This window comes from Streptomyces sp. NPDC088261, assembly GCF_044740805.1.
GTDB lineage: Bacteria > Actinomycetota > Actinomycetes > Streptomycetales > Streptomycetaceae > Streptomyces.
Genome location: NZ_JBIURL010000003.1, coordinates 254759 through 273252, shown reverse-complemented (window position 1 = coordinate 273252; position 18494 = coordinate 254759). Strand labels below are relative to the sequence as shown.

The window sequence follows — 18494 nt, the reverse complement described above, 5'->3', positions numbered from 1 at the left end:
GGAAGAGACACACGGAACAGACCCACGCCACCGACAGGCGAATCCGGAAACGCGGACCGGCCCGTACGTGTGCGTCGTACGGGCCGGTCCCGGGAAAGGCCAGGGGTATGGAGGGGGGTCAGACCCCGGCCTGGGTCTTCTCGGTGACGATCTTCCCGGTGGGCTCGGACGCCGGGGCGTCCGCGTCGTCGTGCGCGTCGCCGGCCCGCGGACCGTGGTCGTCCAGCAGCGTCGTCTCGTCGAACGGGATCCGGCCCGCCAGGACCTCGCCCGCCCGCTCCTTGTCGATCTCCTTGGTCCACGTGCCGACCAGGACGGTCGCCACCGCGTTGCCCGCGAAGTTCGTCATGGCCCGCGCCTCGCTCATGAAGCGGTCGATGCCCACGATCAGGCCGACCCCGTCCACCAGCTCGGGGCGGTGCGACTGGAGGCCGCCGGCCAGGGTCGCCAGACCCGCGCCGGTGACACCCGCCGCGCCCTTGGACGCGACGATCATGAAGAGCAGCAGCGAGATCTGCTCGCCGATCGACAGCGGGTCGCCCATCGACTGCGCGATGAAGAGCGAGGACATCGTCAGGTAGATGGCGGTGCCGTCGAGGTTGAAGGAGTAACCGGTCGGTACGGTGATGCCGACGACGGGCTTGCTGATGCCCATGTGCTCCATCTTGGCGATCAGGCGCGGCAGGGCCGACTCCGACGACGAGGTGGAGAGGATCAGCAGGAACTCACGGCCCAGGTACTTGAGCAGGAGCAGCAGGTTGATCCCGGCGACGAACCGCAGCAGCGCGCCGAGGATGACGAAGACGAAGATCGCACAGGTGACGTAGAAGCCGATCATGATGACGGCGAGGGACTTGAGCGCGTCCACGCCCGTCTCGCCGACCACCGCCGCCATCGCGCCGAAGGCGCCGACCGGGGCGGCCCACATGATCATGGCGAGGATCCGGAAGACGAGCCGCTGGATGTGCCCGATGCCCCGCAGCACCGGCTCACCCGCCTTGCCCATCGCCTGGAGCGCGAAGCCCGCGAGCAGCGCGACCAGCAGCGTCTGGAGGACCTCGCCCTCCGTGAACGCCGACACCATGGTCTTGGGGATGATGCCGAGCAGGAAGTCCGGCAGGGACTCGCTCGCGCCCTCCGCCTGCGCCGCGCCCACGCCCTTCGTGGCCTCGGTGAGGTGCAGGCCCGAGCCCGGCTCCAGGATGTTGCCGACGACCAGGCCGATGGCCAGGGCGACGGTCGACATCACCATGAAGTAGCCGAGGGCCAGTCCGCCGACCGCGCCGACCTTGGCGGCCTTCCTGACCGAGCCGACCCCGAGCACGATCGTGCAGAAGATGATCGGGGAGATCATCATCTTGATCAGGTTCACGAAGCCCGTGCCCAGCGGCTTGAGTTCGACGGCGACGCCAGGAGCCGCGAAGCCCACCAGGATGCCGAGCGCGACGGCTACGATCACCGCTATGTACAGATAATGCGTACGGTCCCGCCTTGCTGCGGCCACGGGTCCTCCTTGACTCGTCCCTGCGATGCCCCCGTCGTCCCGACTGGGGTCCCGGCGACTATCCACCACCGTGTGACGCCGGTCACCCTTGCGTTCATTTCGTTCATACGATTCCGGACAGGCAGACTTGGGCCATGCGTCTGCTCCGACGGCTGCTCCGCCGCCTCCCCCGCCCCCGCAGCCTGGCGGGCCAGCTCTTCGCGATGCAGGTGGTGCTGGTGGCGGCCGTCGTGGCGGGCTACGCGGTCTTCGCGTACGTCACCGATCGCGCCCAGGCGGACGAGACGGCGCGCAGGCAGGTTCTGGCCACGGCGCGCGCCATGGCCGATTCGCCCTCCGTACGGGAGGCGATCCGGACGCCCGACCCGACGGCGGCCCTCCAGCCGTACGCGGAGCGGGTCCGGCACGACACCGGGGTCGACTTCGTGACGATCATGAATCCGCGGGGGATCCGCTGGACGCATCCCGATCCGAAGCAGATCGGCATGCCCTTCCTGGGGCGTACGGCCCCGGCGCTCGAAGGGCACACGTTCACCGAGACCTACACCGGCACGCTCGGCGCCTCCATGCGCGCCGTGACACCCGTGAAGGACGGCGGGAGGATCACCGGGCTGATCAGTGTCGGCATCACCGTCGACCGCATCTCCACACAGGTGACCGAGCAGGTGCGGGTGCTGTTCCTGGCGGCGGGGATCGCGCTGACGCTGGGCGGGCTGGGGACGTACGTCGTCAACGCGCGGCTGCGGCGGCACACGCACGGCATGAACGCGGAGGAGCTGAGCCGCATGCACGACTACCACCAGGCCGCGCTGCACGCCGTACGCGAAGGGCTGCTGATGCTCGACGGACAGCGCAGGATCGCGCTGATCAACGACGGCGGGCGGGAGTTGCTCGGCCTGGACGACTCGGCGGTGGGGCGGCCGGTCGCGGCGCTGGGGCTGCCGGCGCCGCTGACGGGGGCGCTGCTGGCGTCGGAGCCGCGGGTCGACGAGGTGCACATGACCGACGACCGGATCGTGGTGGTCAACACCCGTCCTGTGGTGGGGGGTGAGCGGCGGGGCACGGTCATCACCCTGCGCGACCACACCGAACTCCAGGCGTTGTCGGGCGAGTTGGACTCGGAGCGCGGCTTCACGCAGGCGTTGCGGTCGCAGGCGCACGAGGCGGCGAACCGGCTGCACACCGTGGTGTCGCTCATCGAACTCGACCGGGTGGAGCAGGCGGTGGAGTTCGCGACGGCCGAACTGGAGCTGGCGCAGGTGCTGACGGACCGGGTGGTGGGCGCGGTGGCCGAACCGGTGCTGGCGGCGCTGCTGTTGGGGAAGGCGGCGCAGGCGAACGAGCGGGGTGTGGAGCTGGTCCTGGCGGAGGACAGCCGGATCGACGACGGGGTGCTGCCCGCGTCCCTGCCGGCGCGGGACCTGGTGACGATCCTGGGGAACCTGATCGACAACGCGGTGGACGCGGCGGGTTCCGCCGGGGCGGCGGGGGGTGGGGGCTCCGGCTCCGTCGGTGCCGCTCGCGTCACCGTGACGGCGCTGGTGGAGGACGGGGTGCTGCTGCTGGGGGTACGGGACACGGGGGGCGGGGTCGAACCCGGCGACCGGGCCGAGGTGTTCCGGCGCGGCTGGTCGACGCGGGGGCCGGGGCGGGGGCTGGGCCTGGCGCTGGTCCAGCAGGCGGTGCACCGGGCGCGGGGGACGGTGGAGCTGTCGCAGGGGCCGGAGGGCGGGGCGGAGTTCACCGTACGGCTGCCGGTCGCCGCCGGCGGGGGTGGCGCGTCCGGCGGGGGTGTGTCCGGTTCGGGTGGCGTGGGCGCGTCCGGCTCGGGTGGTGGGTCCGGTTCGGGTGGCGTGGGCGCCGTTCCCCGGCCGAGAGGGGCCGTGTCGTGAGCGACAGCGTCATCCGGGTGCTGGTCGTCGAGGACGATCCCGTCGCCGCGGACGCCCATCAGCTGTACGTACGCCGGGTGCCCGGCTTCGCCGTCGCGGGGGTGGCGCGTTCGCGGGCGGAGGCGGGGCGGGTGCTGGAGCGTACGGCGATCGATCTGATCCTGCTCGACCTGTACCTGCCCGACGGCCACGGCCTCCACCTCCTGCGGAGCCTGCGGGCCGGCGGCCACCAGGCGGACGTCATCGCGGTGACGTCGGCGCGGGATCTGGGGATCGTACGGGAGGGGGTGTCGCTCGGGGTCGTCCAGTACGTGCTCAAGCCCTTCACGTTCGCGACACTGCGGGACCGGCTCGTGCGGTACGCGGAGTTCCGCGCGTCGTCGGGGGAGGCGAGCGGGCAGGACGAGGTGGACCGGGCGCTGGGCGCGCTCCGTACGCCTGGTCCCGCGTCGCTGCCGAAGGGGTTGAGCGGGCCGACGCTGGAGGCGGTGACGCGGACGTTGCGGGAGTCTCCTTCGGGGGTGACCGCGGCGGAGGCGGGGGTGCGGGCGGGGATTTCGCGGATTACCGCGCGGCGGTATCTGGAGTATCTGGTGACGGTGGGGCGGGCGGAACGGAGTCCGCAGTACGGGCACGTGGGTCGCCCGGAGCTCCAGTATCGGTGGCGCTAGGCGGGGGCGCCGCCTTTGTCCTCAATCGCCGGACGGGCTGGATTGTGCCGGTGCGCCCCGTACTCGGCACGGGTTACCGATGTCCTCAAACGCCGGACGGGCTTGGATTGTGCCGGTGCGGGTTAGCGGCGACCTCAAACGCCGGACAGGCTTGGATTGTGCCGGTGCGGTTAGCGGCGACCTCAAACGCCGGACGGGCTTGATTCGCCGGGTGGGCCCATTGGCTGCCAGCCCGTCTGGATCAGGGTGGCGCCCCTTCGGCGCGAGAGGAAGTAGCCACGGCCGGGCGGCAGTGGGCGGGCGCGGACGTTGCCCAGGAGTTCGCCCTCCGTGGGGTCGCCCGAGAGCACCACGCCCTGCGCGCCCAGTTCCCGGAGGCGCTGTGTGAACGGCTCGTACGCGGCGCGCGAGGCGCCTGCGGAGCTGCGGGCGATCAGGAAGTGGACGCCGACGTCACGGGCGAAGGGCAGGTGGTCGGCGAGCACCGCCAACGGGTTGCCGCGGGCGTTCGCGACCAGCTCGTAGTCGTCCACGATCACGAACAGCCGTGGACCGGACCACCAGCTGCGGTCGCGCAGTTGGTGCGGCGTGACGTCCTTCGACGGCATGCGCTTGTCGAAGAGTTCCTTGAGCGCCTCCATGTGCGTGTCGATGGTCGTGGGCGAGGCGGCGTACTCGATCAGGTGCGAGTCCGGGACACCGCCCAACAGGGTCCGCCGGTAGTCGACCACGACGACACGCGCCTCGTCGGGCGTGTACCGCTCGCAGATCTGCTTGGCCAGCAGGCGCAGCAGCGCGGTCTTCCCCGACTCGCTCTCCCCGAGGACCAGGAAGAAGGGATCGGTCTCGAAGTCGACGTAGACCGGTCGCAGGGTGTTCTCGTCGATGCCGAAGGCGACACCGTACGCCGGCTGGGCGTCGCCCTTCGGCAGGCTGTGGGCGGGCAGTTCGGCGGGAAGCAACCGGACCGGTGGGGCGACCGGCCCCTGCCAGGCCTGGGCGACGGCGCGGCTCAGGGAAGCGGTGGCCTCGGCGAGTCCCTTGTCGGAGGGGACGCCGTCGATCCGCGGGACCGCCGCGATGAAGTGCTGCTTCGCGGGCGTCTGTCCGCGGCCGGGGGTGCCCGCCGGGACGTTCGCGGCGACGGAGGCGGAGAACTCCGACTCCGCGGGGTCACCGAGCCGGAGTTCGAGGCGTGTCAGCAGCTGGTCCTTGAGCGCCGGACGCACGTCGGCGGTGCGGTGGGCCGTGAGGACGACGTGGATTCCGTGGTCGAGGCCACGCGACGCGAGGTCGGTGATCGTCGCCGCCAGCGCGTCGTACTCCTGGCGGAAACTTCCCCAGCCGTCCACGACGAGGAAGACGTCACCCCAGGGCTGGTCGGTGATCTCCCCGACCGCACGACCGTGCCGGTAGACCTCCATGGAGAGGATGCCGGAGGAGCGGAAGGACTCCTCGCGCTGGGCCAGGATCCCGGCCACCTCCGTCACGGTCCGCCGGACCCGCTCCGGGTCGAGCCGGGAGGCGACGCCGCCCACATGCGGCAGTTCCGCCACGGCGGACAGGCCGCCTCCGCCGAAGTCGAGCCCGTAGAACTGGACTTCCTCCGGGGTGTGGGTGAGGGCGAAGGACGACACCAGGGTGCGCAGCAGGGTCGACTTGCCGGACTGGGGGCCACCGGTGATCAGCAGGTTGCCCGCCGCGCCGGAGAAGTCGCGCCACAGGACGTCGCGCCGCTGTTCGTACGGCTTGTCCACCAGGCCCAGGGGCACGACGAGCGCGCCTCCGACCGAAGAGCCGGGCTGGGTCAGGCCGCGCCCCTCGACGACCGTCAGGCCCGGCAGCAGTGCGTCGAGCGGTGGTGCCGACTCCAGCGGCGGCAGCCAGATCTGGTGGGCGAAGGGGCGTTGGTTCTCCAGGCGGTTCAGGATGAGGTCCATCGGGGAGTCCCCGTCGTCCGCGTACGCGTCCGCCCCGGCCCAGCCGGACGCGTACGCCGCCCGGAAGCCGACCATGTGGTCCATGTCGAACCGCAGATAGCCGGAACCGGGCACGGACGGCAGCGAGTAGGCGTCCGGTACGCCGAGCACCGCGCGTGATTCCGCGGCCGAGAAGGTCCGCAGACCGATGCGGTACGACAGATGCGTGTCCAGCCCGCGCAGCCGTCCCTCCTCCAGCCGCTGCGAGGCCAGGAGCAGGTGGATGCCGAGCGAGCGGCCGATGCGGCCGATCTGGACGAGCAGGTCCAGGAGGCCGGGCTCGGCGGCCAGCAGCTCGGTGAACTCGTCGATGACCATGACCAGGGTCGGCAGCGGCACCAGAGCCGCGCCCGCCGCGCGCGCCCGCTCGTACTCATGGATGTTGGGGTAGTTCCCCGCGTCGCGCAGCACCTGCTGCCTGCGGTTGATCTCGCCGCGGATCGCGTCGCCCATGCGGTCGGCCAGGGACAGGTCGTCCGCCAGGTTGGTGATGACGGCCGCCGCGTGGGGCAGGAGTGCCATCCCCGCGAAGGTGGCACCGCCCTTGAAGTCCACCAGGACGAAGTTCAGCGTCTCGGGGGAGTGGGTGACCGCCAGCCCGAGGACCAGGGTGCGCAGCAGCTCCGACTTGCCGGAACCGGTGGCGCCGACACACACCCCGTGCGGGCCCCAGCCGCCCAGGGCGGCCTCTTTCAGGTCCAGCACGACCGGCGCGCCGTTGGCGTCCACGCCCACCGGAGTGGTGAGTCTGCGCTCCGGCTTCGCGGTCCAGGCGGACGCGGGGTCGTCGTACCAGCCCTCGGGGAGCGGCAGCAGGTCCAGGAGGCGCGGTACGGAGTCGCCGTCGTCCCGGTACGTGCTCAGCGGGCGGGCGCCCGGCCCCCGCCACGCCGCGGCCACCTTGTGCAGGAGCGCGTCGAGTTCCGCGCCCTCGTCCCCGGTCTCCGGGAGCGCGGTCGCCTCCGCCGGGCTCCCCGCCGTGGCCAGCGCCGGGACCGCCAGCCGGACGTACCGCCGTCCCCGGGTCAGCCCGAAGCCGGGCTGGCCCGGCGGGATCCCGCCGGCGAGGTCGCGGTCGATCCGCGACTCCTGCGGGTCGGCCAGGGCGAGTTCGACCCACGTACCGAGGTGCGGGAGGAGGTCGTCGGGCAGGTCCTTCCACCGGTCGGCGGAGACCGCGAGGTGGATGCCGTAGTAGACACCCTGCTGGGCGACGGCGAGCAGCAGGCGGGACTCCTCCGGGTAGCGGGCCGCGAAGTCCGGCCAGGAGTCGACGAGGAGGAACACCTCGCCGTTCGACTCGCCCTCCAGCAGCCCCTGCGTCCGCTTCTGGCGGAAGGCCTTCGGGGACCGGATGCGCAGGGTGTTGCAGAGCCTCTCGCGCCGTTTCAGCGTGGCCATGACGCCGTCGACCAGGGTGCGTACGTCGTCGGCGCGGGAGTAGTCCGCCACCATCCCCACGTGCGGCAGGGCGTCCAGGCGCGTCATCCCGTCCGGCTCGCCGTGCAGGGCGTACATCTGCACCTCGTCCGGGGTGTGGGTGAGCGCCAGCGAGCAGGCGAGGGTGCGCAGGACCGACGTCTTGCCGCTCCACCTGCCGCCCACGACGCCGATGTGCGGCGCGCCCCCGGACAGATCGAGGGTCAGGGTCTCCTGGAGGCCCTGCGCCGGGTCGTACATCCGCCCCAGCGGTACGGTGAGCTGCCCGTTCGGCGGCCAGTCGGGCGCGCAGAGACCGCGGTCGGGGCCGGGTACGAGCGCCGGCAGCAGCTCCCCCAGGGAGAGGCTGTCACCCACGAAGGGATCGCTCTCCGCGGTCCGCCCCCGGTGCCACAACGCGGCGGTCGCGAGGGGGATGTTGCCCTGGACGCCGGAGCGGAACTCGGTCGGTGTCTGCGGGGCCCCGCTCTCCCTGACGTGCCGCTCGACGTGCTGGAACAGCTCGTGCGCGGTGATCACACCGTCGTTGTCGAGGTCCGCGCGCCCGGTGCTCAGGCCGTCGATGATCGCCTCGGTGAACACGGAGTGGAAGACGCCCGACCGGCTCTTCACCGTCTCGCCCTCGAAGGCGAACTCCAGGACGTCCGAGGCGGTCATGACATACGTGCCCTTCCCCGCCGCCTGCACCGACAGTTCCCCGTCGTCGGGCGCGAAGGGCGCCATGCCCTGGACGTACGCCCCTCCGAAGCAGCAGTCGAGCAGCAGCACCTTGGACCGGGCGCGGCAGCGGCTCATCTGCTCCTCGACGAAGCGCGCGGAGATCGCGGTCGACTCGGGCAGGTCGCGTTTGGTGCGCAGCGTCGTGAAGAAGAGGCGTCCGTGCTTGTCCCGGATGCCGTGGCAGGACACGTACAGCAGCAGGGTGTCGTTCGGCGCGAGGTCGCGGAGCGTGCGCTCGATGTGCTCCTCGATCTCCGCCTTCGAGTCGTTGACCAGCGGGATGACCCGGTCGAAGTAGCCGATCGCCGGGTCCTCCAGCAGCGCGCCCAGGCGGCGGGCGTCGGCGGCGGGCGAGCGCAGGCGGCGCAGTCCGGAGTCGATGTAGTCCGTGGTGGCGATGAGCAGGGCGACGCGGCTCACGGTCTCTTCCCGGGCCTACGGCTGCGGGTCGCTGCCGGACCGCCGCTGGAGCCACGCCTCGATCAGCGCCTTCTGGTCACCGCTCGACACGCCTTCGACGATCAGCGAGTCGTCGCCCACGGTGAGTTCCACCCGGCGCGCCTGTGCCCGCTGCCGCCACTCGCTCACCAGGCTGACCAGCGTGTTCAGCGCCGCCCGCGAGAACGCGCCGGTGATGAGCAGGGCGCCGAGCGTCGTGACCGTACCGCCCTTGGAACCGGCCGGGGCCGCTCCGCCCGCCGGCCGCTCGACGGACTCGGCCGCGTCGAGCAGCAGCAGCTCTTCCTGGAGGTCCCGGGTCAGGGCGTCGGTCTCTTCGGCGTCGCCGCCCGCCGCCTCGACGGCGACGGCGATCCGCATGGGTGGCATGGAATGGTTCCCCCGTTGCTCTCCGGTCTGTCAGAGCCCCAGCTTGGCACAGAACAGCTGTTTCCAGCAGGCCCGTTGGCCACAAGGGGAGGACCGGCTGGAGGACCGGTCAGAAGACCGACTCCGCCTCGCGCATCCGGTTCTCCGGGACCCGCTTCAGCTGCGTCACGGCCTCCGCCAGCGGAACCATCTCCACCGCAGTCCCGCGCAGCGCCGTCATCCGGCCGAACTCACCCCGGTGCACCGCCTCCACCGCGTGCCACCCGAAGCGGGTGGCGAGCACCCGGTCGTACGCCGTCGGCGTGCCGCCCCGCTGGACGTGGCCCAGGATCACCGGGCGGGCCTCCTTGCCGAGGCGGTGTTCCAGCTCGGCGGCCAGGCGGTTGCCGATGCCCTGGAAGCGCTCGTGGCCGAACTGGTCGATCTCGCCCTTGCCGTACTCCATCGAGCCCTCGGCCGGGTGCGCGCCCTCCGCGACGCAGATGACCGCGAACTTCTTCCCCCGGGAGAACCGCGCCTCGACCATCTTCACGAGGCTGTCCACCTCGAAGGGCCGTTCCGGCAGGCAGATCCCGTGCGCGCCGCCCGCCATGCCGGACTCCAGCGCGATCCACCCCGCGTGGCGGCCCATGACCTCCACGACCATGACGCGCTGGTGGGACTCCGCCGTGGTCTTGAGGCGGTCGATCGCCTCGGTCGCGACCATGACGGCCGTGTCGAAGCCGAACGTACGGTCCGTCGAGTAGATGTCGTTGTCGATCGTCTTGGGGACGCCGACGACGGCCATCCCCGCGTCCGACAGCAGCCGCGCCGCGGTGAGCGTGCCCTCGCCGCCGATCGGGATGAGCGCGTCGATGTCGTACCGGCGGGCCAACTCGGCGCAGTTCTCGGCCGCTTCGCGCAGCCGGTCGCGCTCCAGGCGGGCCGAGCCGAGGATGGTGCCGCCCCGCGCGAGGATGCCGCTGACCGCGTTCAGGTCCAGCGGGCGGTAGTAGCCGTCGAGGAGTCCCTTGAAGCCGTCCTCGAAGCCGATGACTTCGTCGCCGTACCCGGTCATGGCCCGGTGGACGACCGACCGGATCACAGCGTTCAGGCCGGGGCAGTCGCCGCCCGCGGTGAGAATTCCGATACGCATCGTGCCGTGTCTCCCGCTCGCTAGTGCCGTGCTTTCCGGGGGGCGGGCCCTCCGCACCCCACGCATGAGCCGCTTCCGATCCTCCCACGCGGGGCGGCGAAGGCACGCATCCGGCCGCCCCACGTCCGGGGGACGGGACCAACGGCTCCTAGCCGTATCCAGAGGTATTGTCAAGAGGGAATTGCCGCCTCAAGGCATCCCCAGCGAGAGGCATCCTCACCGAGGAGACATCCCCACCGGGAAGACATCCCCACCGGGAAGACATCCTCACCGGGACCGACAGGACAGGAGAGCACGCGTGACGCGCAGCGTGTACGTGACCGGCATCGATCGCGGGGACGGCCGGCAGGTCGTCGAGCTGGGGGTCATGGAGCTGCTGACCCGCCAGGTGGACCGCGTGGGCGTCTTCCGCCCGCTGGTGCACGACGGCCCTGACCGGCTCTTCGAGCTGCTCCGCACCCGCTACCGGCTGGCACAGGAACCCTCCGCGGTGTACGGGCTCGACTACCACGAGGCGACCGCGCTCCAGGCGGAGCACGGCACGGACGAGCTGGTGTCGCGCCTGGTGGACCGCTTCCACCGGGTGGCGCGGGAGTACGAGGTCGTCCTCGTCCTCGGCACCGACTTCGCCGCCACCCAGCTCCCCGACGAGCTGTCGCTCAACGCCCGGCTGGCGAACGAGTTCGGCGCGTCGGTGATAGCGGTGGTCGGGGGCAAGGACCAGTCCGCGGAGTCCGTACGGTCGGAGGCCCGCAACGCCCACCGCGCGTACGAGGCCCTCGGCTGCGACGTCCTGAGCGTCGTGGTCAACCGGGTCGCCGCCGAGGACCGGACGGCCATCGCCGAGGGGCTCGTGTCGCAGCTCCCGGTGCCCTGCTACGTCCTGCCCGACCAGCCCGCCCTCGCCGCGCCGACGGTCGCGCAGATCACCCAGGCCCTCGGCGGCGAGGTGCTGCTCGGCGACGACGCCGGCCTGGCGAGGGACGCGCTGGACTTCGTGTTCGGCGGGGCGATGCTGCCGAACTTCCTGGGCGCGCTCACCCCGGGCTGCATGGTGGTCACCCCCGGCGACCGCGCCGATCTGGTGGTGGGCGCGCTCGCCGCGCACTCGGCGGGCACCCCGCCGATCGCGGGGGTCCTGCTGACACTGGACGAGCGGCCTGCGGAGCTGATCCTGACGCTGGCCTCGCGGCTGGCGCCGGGCACGCCGGTGATCTCGGTGGCCGGCGGGTCGTTCCCGACGGCGACCGAGCTGTTCGGCCTGGAGGGGAAGTTGAGCGCGGCGACCCCGCGCAAGGCCGAGACCGCGCTCGGGCTCTTCGAGCGCCACGTGGACACGGCGGACCTGCTGGAGCGGATGTCGGTGGCCCGCAGCGGCCGGATCACCCCGATGATGTTCGAGCACGAACTGCTGGAGCAGGCCCGCTCGCACCGCCGCCGCGTCGTCCTGCCCGAGGGCTCCGAGGAGCGGGTGCTGCGGGCGGCGGACGTCCTGCTGCGCAGGGACGTCTGCGACCTGACACTGCTCGGCGACCCGGACGTCATCCGCAAGAGGGCCGCCGACCTGGGCATCGATCTGAGCGCCCCGGCCACGCAGTTGATCGATCCGACCGCCTCCGACCTGCGCCGGCGCTTCGCCGAGCGGTACGCCGACCTGCGCTCCCACAAGGGCGTCACGGTGGAGCTGGCGTACGACGTGGTCGCGGACGTGAACTACTTCGGCACGCTGATGGTGGAGGAGGGCCTTGCCGACGGCATGGTGTCGGGCTGCGTCCACTCGACGGCGGCGACGATCCGCCCGGCCTTCGAGATCATCAAGACCAAGGAGACCGCCTCGATCGTCTCGTCGGTCTTCTTCATGTGCCTCGCCGACAAGGTGCTGGTGTACGGCGACTGCGCGGTGAACCCGGACCCGGACGCGGAGCAGCTCGCGGACATCGCGGTCCAGGCGGCGGCCACGGCCGCCCGCTTCGGGGTCGAGCCGCGCATCGCGATGCTCTCGTACTCCACCGGCACGTCCGGTTCCGGCGCGGACGTCGAGAAGGTGCGGGAGGCGACGAAGCTGGTACGGGCGGCCCGCCCCGAGCTGCGGATCGAGGGCCCGATCCAGTACGACGCGGCCGTCGAGCCGTCCGTCGCGGCGACCAAGATGCCGGGCTCGGACGTGGCCGGGCAGGCGACCGTTTTCATCTTTCCTGATCTCAACACCGGGAACAACACCTACAAGGCCGTGCAGCGCTCGGCCGGCGCCGTGGCGGTGGGCCCGGTCCTCCAAGGGCTGCGCAAGCCCGTCAACGACCTGTCGCGGGGCGCGCTCGTGCAGGACATCGTCAACACGGTCGCGATCACGGCGATCCAGGCTCAGGACGGAACGGCATGACGGACTCTCCGACCGACTCTCCCACCCGGGTACTCGTCCTCAACTCCGGTTCCTCGTCGCTGAAGTACCAACTCCTGGACATGGCGGACGCGAGCCGCCTCGCGGTCGGCCTCGTGGAGCGCATCGGCGAGAAGGACCCGAGGCTCGTCCACACCCCCCGTACAGGAGAGAAGCGCGAGCGCAGGGGCGGTTTCGCCGACCACACGGCCGCGCTCAAGGCGGTCGGCGAGGAGCTGGCCGAGGACGGCCTCGGCCTCGACTCCCCCGCGCTGGCGGCCTTCGGCCACCGGGTCGTGCACGGCGGCCCGCGCTTCGGCGAACCGGTCCTGGTGGACGACGACGTACTGGCCGAGATCGAGCGGCTGGTGCCGCTGGCGCCGCTGCACAACCCGGCGAACCTCACCGGCATCCGTACCGCGAGGAAGCTGCGCCCGGACCTCCCGCAGGTCGCCGTCTTCGACACCGCCTTCCATCAGACGATGCCGGAGTACGCCGCCCGCTACGCCATCGACGTCGAGACGGCGGACACGTATCTCATCCGCAGGTACGGCTTCCACGGGACCTCGCACGCCTACGTCTCGCGTAAAACCGCCTCGCTGCTCGGCAAGGACCCGGCGGACGTGAACGTGATCGTCCTGCATCTGGGCAACGGCGCGTCCGCGTCGGCGGTCCGGGGCGGGCGGTGTGTGGACACCTCGATGGGAATGACCCCTCTGGAGGGGCTGGTGATGGGCACCCGATCCGGTGACATCGATCCGGCCGTCCCCCTCCATCTCCAGCGGGTGGCCGGGATGTCCGCCGACGGGACCGATGAACTTCTCAACAAGAGAAGTGGTCTGACCGGCCTCTGCGGGGACAACGACATGCGCGAGATCCTGCGCCGCTCCGACGCGGGTGACCAGCGCGCCCGGCTGGCCTTCGACGTCTACATCCACCGGTTGAAGAAGTACATCGGCGCGTACACCGCCGTGCTCGGCCGGGTGGACGCGGTGGCTTTCACGGCGGGTGTCGGGGAGAACGCGGCGGCGGTCCGCGAGGCCGCCGTCGCAGGTCTGGAGCCCATGGGTCTCACGGTGGACCCGGAACGCAATACCGTACGTTCCGACGAGCCGCGGATCATCTCGCAGGACGGTGCGCGGGTCGTGGTGGCCGTCGTCCCGACCGACGAGGAGCTGGAAATCGCGCAGCGGACTTTCGCGCTGGTCGGCACGGAGAACGTACGAAAGGACGAGATGCGAACGCCTCTCTCCTGAGCGGCAGTCCGCCCATTTGTACTTTCCACCAGACGGAATATTCCGCGCCGAAACAAACCGATAGGATCCGCCTCATGCGCCGTTCCAAAATCGTCTGCACACTGGGCCCCGCCGTCGACTCGTACGAGCAACTGAAGTCGCTCATCGAGGCCGGAATGAATGTGGCCCGCCTGAATATGAGCCACGGAAGTCACGCCGAGCACGAGGAGCGGTACCACCGCGTCCGTCAGGCCGCCGCCGACACCGGTCGCGCCGTCGGCGTGATGGTGGACCTCCAGGGCCCCAAGATCCGTCTGGAGACCTTCGCCGAGGGTCCGGTCGAGCTGGTCCGGGGGGACGAGTTCACCATCACGACGGAGGACGTCCCGGGTGACAAGTCCATCTGCGGCACCACCTACAAGGGTCTGCCCGGGGACGTCTCCAAGGGCGACCAGATCCTGATCAACGACGGCAACGTCGAGCTGCGGGTCGTCGAGGTCGAGGGCGCCCGGGTCAAGACCATCGTCATCGAGGGCGGGGTGATCTCCGACCACAAGGGCATCAACCTGCCCGGCGCGGCGGTGAACGTGACCGCGATGTCGGAGAAGGACGTCGAGGACCTGCGCTTCGCGCTGCGGATGGGCTGCGACATGATCGCGCTCTCGTTCGTGCGCGACGGTGACGACATCCTGGACGCGCACAAGATCATGGACGAGGAGGGCCGCCGGGTCCCCGTCATCGCCAAGGTCGAGAAGCCGCAGGCCGTCGAGAACATGGCGAGCGTCGTCGCGGCGTTCGACAGCATCATGGTGGCCCGCGGTGACCTGGCCGTCGAGTATCCGCTCGAAAAGGTCCCGATGGTCCAGAAGCGGCTCATCGAGATGTGCCGCCGCAACGCCAAGCCGGTGATCGTGGCGACCCAGATGATGGAGTCGATGATCACCAACTCCCGCCCCACCCGCGCCGAGGCGTCCGACGTCGCGAACGCGATCCTGGACGGCGCGGACGCGGTCATGCTCTCCGCCGAGTCCTCGGTGGGCGCGTACCCGGTCGAGACGGTCAAGACGATGTCGAAGATCGTGGTCGCCGCCGAGGAGGAGCTGCTCTCCAAGGGCCTCCAGCCGCTGAACCCGGGCAGGAAGCCCCGTACGCAGGGCGGTTCGGTCGCCCGCGCCGCCTGTGAGATCGCCGACTTCCTGAGCGCGAAGACGCTGGTCGCCTTCACCCAGTCCGGCGACACGGCCCGCCGCCTCTCCCGCTACCGCGCCGCGCAGCCGATCCTCGCCTTCACCACGGACGAGTCGACGCGCAACCAGCTCTCGCTGAGCTGGGGCGTCGAGTCCTTCATCGTGCCGTGGGTCAACAGCACGGACGAGATGGTCGACCTGGTGGACGTCGAGCTGATGAAGCTCAAGCGCTACAACGACGGCGACATCATGATCATCACCGCCGGTTCGCCTCCGGGGATCCCGGGCACGACGAACATGGTCCGGGTGCACCACCTGGGCGGCCAGGGCCGCGACTGATCGCGGGTGATCGCTGCTTGTACGGCGGTGGGCCGCATCCCGGATCGGGGTGCGGCCCATTGCCGTACGGGGTGCTCGGTCGCGGTGCCCGCGGTCTTCGCGTGTTCGTTGTGTTCGTACGGTCAGTCCGTGACGTAGTTCTTGAGGTCCGGGATCGTCAGCGTGCCGCCGAACTGGCCCGCCTGGAGGACGGTGACGTCCGTGAAGAACGCGAACGGGATGTTCAGCGGCGGCGGGGTCGCCGGGCTGAAGGTGATCGGGATCAGACCGAAGAGGTTGCCCTTCAACTGTTCCGTGTACATGGTCACCTCGGCGCCCCGGATGGTCGACGTGGTGCCCGGTCCGCCCGTCGTGTGACCCAGCCCCCCGTCCGGGTGGATCCATGTCTGGTGCAGATCCTTGATGTCCAGGGACGAGGCCGTGAACTTGAGCACCTTCTTGATCTCACCGCTCCCGGTCTCCACCTCCACGATGCCCTGGTAGTCGAGACCGTTCAGGGTCAGCAGTGAACTCTTGAGCGTCCAGGGGTCGTTGGCCAGCCGGGGAACGCCCGCGTCCAGCTTCGCGTTCGCCAGGGCCTCGGGGTCCGCGGTCGGGCACGGGAACGGCTCCTTGCCGTCCGCGTCCTCCGGGATCTCCTCGTCCGCGCGGGCGTCGAGCCCCTTCGCGTCCTCGCCCAGCTCCTCCACCGTGGCGCCGGCCTGGTCGGCGGCGTCCCTGATGGCGTCCTCGGCGGCCTTGGCGGCGCCGGTGGCCTGCCCGGTCGGGTGCTCGGTGGGCCGGTCCGGCTTCGGCGTGGACGTCGGCTTGTCGCTGGACGACCGCGTCTCCGACGGGGACGGTACGGGCTGCTCCGGGGCGGCCGTCGCCGTGTGGTCCGGCTCCGGCGGGGGTGTCGTCTTCTTGCCCCCGCCGCCGAGCAGGTCGCCCAGCGCGTCGCCGAGGCCCAGCGGGTCCAGCGGGTTCCTGGTCTTCGTCGGCTGCGGGGCGGGCGGGGTGGTGTCCCCGGGCTGCGGATCGCCCTGCGGCGGGTCCGGGGGCTGCGGCGCGGGGGTCGACGTCGCGGACGGCTGCGGCTCGGGGGCCGTACCGCTGTCGGACGGTGCCGGCGCCGACGGGTCCGAGGGGTCGGACGGATCGGACGGGTCGGCGGAGTCCGACGCGGAGGGCGACGGCGAGGCCGATCCGCTGGGCGACTCCGAGGGGTCGGGGTCGTCGGAACGGGTCACGCACGGCCCCGGCAGGAAGGGGATGTCCTGACTGTCACTGGCCAGCGCGAGCCGGGGGGTGAGCCCCATGCCCACGAAGACGGCGGTCGGCATCGCGGCCAGGGCCATCGCCTTGCCGGCGGGTATCTGGAGCTTGTTCAGGAGGGACTTCTTGGGCGCCGCGTGCCGCGGCCCCCTCCGCACCGGGGGGTCGTCGTCCCCGGCCGCGGTCCACTGCGCGTGGTCACCCCGCACTGTTCCTCCCGCCATTGGCCTCGGCAGTCGTTTCCGTCACGTTCGGTTCCGCCCCTTCGCGCGGGGCGGGGAGGAGGGGGTCACCACCGGGGCGGTGGGGCTCCGAGGTCCACTCGTCGTGCGCCGAGGTGCTGTTGTACGGCTCGGCCAACTCGTCGTAGTGCTCGTCTTCTTCCGGCTCCTCGGGCACGGGGTGCTTCACAGGCACCCAGGCGAGCGCGAGCCCGCCGCCCACCAGCGCGGAGAGGTAACCGAGCAGGAAGCCGCCGAAGTTGGAGATGGGGATCGAGACCAGGGCCAGCAGGATCGCGGCCACGCCGGAGAACACCCGGACGAGGCTGTGGTACCACATCGTCAGACCCAGGGTGACCAGCAGGACACCGATGATCAGCGAACCCGCCCCGGCCGTGGTGGACATGGCCAGCGTGAGGTTGCCGAGCTTGAGATTCCCGTACGGGAAGTAGGCGATCGGGATTCCGCCGAGGAGGGTGAACAGGCCGGCCCAGAAGGGGCGGCTACCACGCCAGGCTCGGAACCGAAGCCGCCAGTAGGTGAATCCGCGGGACTCTGTGGACTCGGCCTTCATGGATACAGCTCCCTGGGAGGGTGTCACGTGGAGAGGAGGGTCCGAGCGAGCCGAACGACCCGGCGAGCGCCGCGATGGTCCGACCCGCTCGGGGCGGACGCCTAGGGAGCGTCCGTGAAGCACTCGTCGGTGCCGCGACTGAGCCGCAGGCTCAGGTTCGGCAGGGTGAAGGAGCCGGCCGTGGTGGCCCACGCCGTCTGCCTCACTCCGGTCAGCGTTGCCGTCTTCGCCTGCTGGCCGAAGCCGTAGGGGGCGCCCGGCGAGGATTCCTTCTCGTCGGCCCTCCTGCCGGGCGACTGGAGATCCTTGGCCGGCAGCCCGATCTCCATGGTGTCGAACACGGCGTTGTCGACATCCAGTGACGCGACGTCGAGGTACAGGTTGTCCGCGAGAACCTTCTTCTCGCCGAAGCCCGCCTTCAACCTCAGGGTGATCGTGCCCAGGAGCGGCACGTCCGGCGTCACCACAGACTGGCACATGTCGGTGATCGTGGCCGACTTGAAGCCCGAGACGACGACGGCCTGGTTGCCCTTCGGACCGGGGGCGACACCGCCGTACTGCACCATGTTCTGGCCGACCAGTTCGGAGGCCTTCACTTTGAAACTCTGCCCCGACACACTGAACGACGCGGCGAGCGCGCCCTGTGCGAGAGCGACACCGATCGCGGCCGTGGCGGCCACACTCGGCACCATGACGACGGCGAACCGCCGCCATCTGGTCCCGCCACGAACTTGGGCTGGGGACTCCATGTATTTCCTCCTTCTCGGACGTACATCTCCGGATCGGGTCTGGCCCGTCCTGGGATGGGAGAAGTGCTACGTCCTCGGGAAGGGGAGCGCCCGGATCGGGTGCGCAAACCGCACCGTGCGTGCGTGCGGCCGCGTCCGATTCTCCGGCGATCACCCCCGAGCGACAACCACTGGCCACGCCTTCGCGCAACCTCTGGACAGGCCCTGCCCGTGAGCAGGAACCCCCCTGTCCGGGCCGGCGGCGGTGCCGCCGGTCCACTCGGCGGGGAACCCTCGACCGGCGGGCGCGGCTGGCTGCCGTGCCGGTGCGGTATTGGACCGAGCGTCGCCGATCGTCGTGCATTCACGAGCTCTACACAAGGGGGCTCGTTACTGGCTAGTAACGGCAA

At 70.9% G+C, this 18494-nt stretch carries 12 protein-coding genes; 5 read left to right on the top strand and 7 right to left on the bottom strand.

The genetic code is table 11. The features are described from left to right. Positions 1 to 118: 118 nt before the first annotated feature. Positions 119 to 1504, bottom strand: a complete 1386-nt coding sequence (locus tag ACIODU_RS08460; RefSeq protein ID WP_356426356.1) for a cation:dicarboxylate symporter family transporter — start codon at positions 1502 to 1504, stop codon at positions 119 to 121. Positions 1505 to 1638: 134 nt separating this feature from the next. Here ACIODU_RS08460 and ACIODU_RS08455 point away from each other — a divergent pair, with 134 nt between their 5' ends. Both ACIODU_RS08455 and ACIODU_RS08450 read left to right on the top strand, forming a co-directional pair. Next, positions 1639 to 3396 carry an ATP-binding protein gene (locus ACIODU_RS08455; RefSeq protein ID WP_401765393.1) on the top strand — a complete coding sequence of 586 codons (1758 nt, stop codon included), beginning with the start codon at positions 1639 to 1641 and terminating at the stop codon, positions 3394 to 3396. Further along, positions 3393 to 4067, top strand: coding sequence for a response regulator (locus tag ACIODU_RS08450; protein ID WP_356426360.1), 675 nt, complete (start codon positions 3393 to 3395; stop codon positions 4065 to 4067). Before ACIODU_RS08455 ends, ACIODU_RS08450 begins: the two co-directional genes overlap by 4 nt. A gap of 182 nt (positions 4068 to 4249) precedes the next feature. Here the strand turns inward: ACIODU_RS08450 and eccCb are convergent, their stop codons facing one another. The 3 genes from eccCb to ACIODU_RS08435 form a co-directional block, all read right to left on the bottom strand. Further along, positions 4250 to 8626, bottom strand: a complete 4377-nt coding sequence (eccCb, locus tag ACIODU_RS08445; protein WP_401765389.1) for a type VII secretion protein EccCb — start codon at positions 8624 to 8626, stop codon at positions 4250 to 4252. Between the two features lie 15 nt (positions 8627 to 8641). After that, entirely contained in the window at positions 8642 to 9034 is a 393-nt protein-coding gene (locus tag ACIODU_RS08440) for a hypothetical protein (protein ID WP_401765386.1), read from the bottom strand. Between the two features lie 109 nt (positions 9035 to 9143). Continuing rightward, positions 9144 to 10169, bottom strand: coding sequence for an ATP-dependent 6-phosphofructokinase (locus tag ACIODU_RS08435; RefSeq protein ID WP_161310360.1), 1026 nt, complete (start codon positions 10167 to 10169; stop codon positions 9144 to 9146). 298 nt (positions 10170 to 10467) lie between these two features. Between ACIODU_RS08435 and pta the strand changes: the two genes are divergently transcribed. From pta to pyk, 3 genes are all read left to right on the top strand, one after another. Next, the gene (gene pta / locus ACIODU_RS08430; RefSeq protein WP_401765383.1) at positions 10468 to 12549 is read left to right on the top strand and encodes a phosphate acetyltransferase; all 2082 of its coding nucleotides are present in this window, start codon (positions 10468 to 10470) and stop codon (positions 12547 to 12549) included. Continuing rightward, the gene (locus ACIODU_RS08425; protein ID WP_401765380.1) at positions 12546 to 13802 is read left to right on the top strand and encodes an acetate kinase; all 1257 of its coding nucleotides are present in this window, start codon (positions 12546 to 12548) and stop codon (positions 13800 to 13802) included. Before pta ends, ACIODU_RS08425 begins: the two co-directional genes overlap by 4 nt. Before the next feature lie 74 nt (positions 13803 to 13876). Next, positions 13877 to 15307: a pyruvate kinase gene (gene pyk / locus ACIODU_RS08420; protein WP_356426373.1), complete on the top strand. Its 1431-nt coding sequence runs from the start codon at positions 13877 to 13879 to the stop codon at positions 15305 to 15307. Positions 15308 to 15429: 122 nt separating this feature from the next. Here pyk and ACIODU_RS08415 read toward each other — a convergent pair whose 3' ends face one another. The 3 genes from ACIODU_RS08415 to ACIODU_RS08405 form a co-directional block, all read right to left on the bottom strand. Continuing rightward, complete coding sequence (locus tag ACIODU_RS08415) at positions 15430 to 16770, bottom strand: hypothetical protein (protein ID WP_401765377.1); 1341 nt, start codon at positions 16768 to 16770, stop codon at positions 15430 to 15432. Beyond that, entirely contained in the window at positions 16760 to 17356 is a 597-nt protein-coding gene (locus tag ACIODU_RS08410) for a DUF6114 domain-containing protein (RefSeq protein WP_356426378.1), read from the bottom strand. Before ACIODU_RS08410 ends, ACIODU_RS08415 begins: the two co-directional genes overlap by 11 nt. A 101-nt stretch (positions 17357 to 17457) precedes the next feature. Beyond that, positions 17458 to 18105: a DUF6230 family protein gene (locus ACIODU_RS08405; RefSeq protein ID WP_356426381.1), complete on the bottom strand. Its 648-nt coding sequence runs from the start codon at positions 18103 to 18105 to the stop codon at positions 17458 to 17460. Positions 18106 to 18494: the final 389 nt, after the last annotated feature.

What these genes read in the sequence shown, in the direction of transcription:
- ACIODU_RS08455 (WP_401765393.1), top strand. Translation starts at nt 1,639, where the DNA reads ATGCGTCTGCTCCGACGGCTGCTCCGCCGCCTCCCCCGCCCCCGCAGC.
- ACIODU_RS08440 (WP_401765386.1), bottom strand. Translation starts at nt 9,034, where the DNA reads ATGCCACCCATGCGGATCGCCGTCGCCGTCGAGGCGGCGGGCGGCGAC.
- ACIODU_RS08435 (WP_161310360.1), bottom strand. Translation starts at nt 10,169, where the DNA reads ATGCGTATCGGAATTCTCACCGCGGGCGGCGACTGCCCCGGCCTGAAC.
- ACIODU_RS08425 (WP_401765380.1), top strand. Translation starts at nt 12,546, where the DNA reads ATGACGGACTCTCCGACCGACTCTCCCACCCGGGTACTCGTCCTCAAC.
- pyk (WP_356426373.1), top strand. Translation starts at nt 13,877, where the DNA reads ATGCGCCGTTCCAAAATCGTCTGCACACTGGGCCCCGCCGTCGACTCG.
- ACIODU_RS08410 (WP_356426378.1), bottom strand. Translation starts at nt 17,356, where the DNA reads ATGAAGGCCGAGTCCACAGAGTCCCGCGGATTCACCTACTGGCGGCTT.
- ACIODU_RS08405 (WP_356426381.1), bottom strand. Translation starts at nt 18,105, where the DNA reads ATGGAGTCCCCAGCCCAAGTTCGTGGCGGGACCAGATGGCGGCGGTTC.